Annotated in this window: 2 rRNA genes (1 of these 2 only partly in view); both read right to left on the reverse strand. The window is 55.6% G+C overall.

The features are described 5' to 3' along the window. A 23S ribosomal RNA gene (locus ASG00_RS10235) occupies positions 1-505 on the reverse strand; it reaches 2350 nt to the left of the window's first position. 360 nt (positions 506-865) lie between these two features. Beyond that, positions 866-2385 (reverse strand): 16S ribosomal RNA (locus ASG00_RS10240). The 16S and 23S rRNA genes sit together here, the layout of an rRNA operon. Positions 2386-2480 lie beyond the last annotated feature (95 nt).

A 2480-nucleotide genomic window follows, 5' to 3' on the forward strand; every position in this document is an offset into this window, starting at 1 on the left:
CAGGTGGTCCTGACAGATTCACACGGGATTTCTCGGGCCCCGTGCTACTTGGGATACTTCTCGCGCCAAGTGAGGCATTTCGACTACGGGGTTGGCACCCTCTATGACTGGCCTTTCAATGCCATTCGTCTATACCTTCTTGTCACGCTCGCAATTCGGCAGAACTGCATGAAAAGTCCCGCAACCCCGAACGTGCAACGCCTGCCGGCTATCACACACGCTCGGTTTAGCCTTTTCCGGTTTCGCTCGCCACTACTAACGGAATCACGGTTGTTTTCTCTTCCTGTGGGTACTGAGATGTTTCACTTCCCCACGTTCCCTCTACCCGCCCTATATATTCAGGCGGGAGTCACTGGGTCGGCACGCCGCCCAGCGGGGTTTCCCCATTCGGAGATCCTCGGATCAAAGTGTGCTTATCCACTCCCCGAGGCTTATCGCAGATTGCTACGTCCTTCTTCGGCTCCAGATGCCAAGGCATCCACCGTTTGCTCTTAAAGACTTGAAATCACATGAGCTGATCTATCGATCATTCGTTTGTGAAACGATGCTTACGCATCGTCTCTAAGATGCTCGCGTCCACTGTGTAGTTCTCAAAGTACGGGCGGTACCTTCCCCGCTTGCCGTTACGGCAGCCAGAAAAGGTCCTGAGGTCAGGTTGGGCTCGAAAGCCACACCCGGTCCCTCAGGACCCAACAGCGTGCATGTGCCGGTCGCTCCGCGACGAACCTTTCCAGCTGCAAGCAGCGTACTGAGTTCGGCGTTTCGCGCCGGCACCTCGTCAAATGTTCCACCCATGAGCTGACCAGTCGAGAACATTCGTCTCGAGTCTGGCTCTGGAAGTCCGAAGACTTCAGATGCTCCTTAGAAAGGAGGTGATCCAGCCGCACCTTCCGGTACGGCTACCTTGTTACGACTTAGTCCTAATTACCGATCCCACCTTCGACGGCTCCCTCCACAAGGGTTGGGCCACCGGCTTCAGGTGTTACCGACTTTCATGACTTGACGGGCGGTGTGTACAAGACCCGGGAACGTATTCACCGCAGCGTTGCTGATCTGCGATTACTAGCGACTCCGACTTCATGAGGTCGAGTTGCAGACCTCAATCCGAACTGGGACCGGCTTTTTGGGATTCGCTCCACCTTACGGTATTGCAGCCCTTTGTACCGGCCATTGTAGCATGCGTGAAGCCCAAGACATAAGGGGCATGATGATTTGACGTCATCCCCACCTTCCTCCGAGTTGACCCCGGCAGTATCCCATGAGTTCCCACCATTACGTGCTGGCAACATAGAACGAGGGTTGCGCTCGTTGCGGGACTTAACCCAACATCTCACGACACGAGCTGACGACAACCATGCACCACCTGTATAGAGACCTTGCGGGGCGACTGTTTCCAGACGTTTCCTCTATATGTCAAGCCTTGGTAAGGTTCTTCGCGTTGCATCGAATTAATCCGCATGCTCCGCCGCTTGTGCGGGTCCCCGTCAATTCCTTTGAGTTTTAGCCTTGCGGCCGTACTCCCCAGGCGGGGAACTTAATGCGTTAGCTGCGTCACGGAATCCGTGGAATGGACCCCACAACTAGTTCCCAACGTTTACGGGGTGGACTACCAGGGTATCTAAGCCTGTTTGCTCCCCACCCTTTCGCTCCTCAGCGTCAGTTACGGCCCAGAGATCTGCCTTCGCCATCGGTGTTCTTCCTGATATCTGCGCATTCCACCGCTACACCAGGAGTTCCAATCTCCCCTACCGCACTCTAGTCTGCCCGTACCCACTGCAGGCCCGAGGTTGAGCCTCGGGTTTTCACAGCAGACGCGACAAACCGCCTACGAGCTCTTTACGCCCAATAATTCCGGATAACGCTTGCGCCCTACGTATTACCGCGGCTGCTGGCACGTAGTTAGCCGGCGCTTTTTCTGCAAGTACCGTCACTTTCGCTTCTTCCTTGCTAAAAGAGGTTTACAACCCGAAGGCCGTCGTCCCTCACGCGGCGTTGCTGCATCAGGCTTTCGCCCATTGTGCAATATTCCCCACTGCTGCCTCCCGTAGGAGTCTGGGCCGTGTCTCAGTCCCAGTGTGGCCGGTCACCCTCTCAGGCCGGCTACCCGTCGACGCCTTGGTGAGCCATTACCTCACCAACAAGCTGATAGGCCGCGAGCTCATCCCTGACCGAAATTCTTTCCAGCTGCTGAAGATGCCTTCGCAACTCGTATCCGGTATTAGCAGCTGTTTCCAGCTGTTATCCCAGAGTCAGGGGCAGATTGCTCACGTGTTACTCACCCGTTCGCCACTGATCCAGAGAGCAAGCTCTCTTTCACCGTTCGACTTGCATGTGTTAAGCACGCCGCCAGCGTTCATCCTGAGCCAGGATCAAACTCTCCGTAAAGAATTTTTGCTGTTCCGAGCGGAATAGGCCCGGCGCAGCGAGTTTGATCTGACCAAAGGGATGTCATTGCTGACTATCCGTTGCCGGCACCGAAG

The organism is Microbacterium sp. Leaf351 (genome assembly GCF_001423825.1).
GTDB lineage: Bacteria > Actinomycetota > Actinomycetes > Actinomycetales > Microbacteriaceae > Microbacterium > Microbacterium ginsengisoli.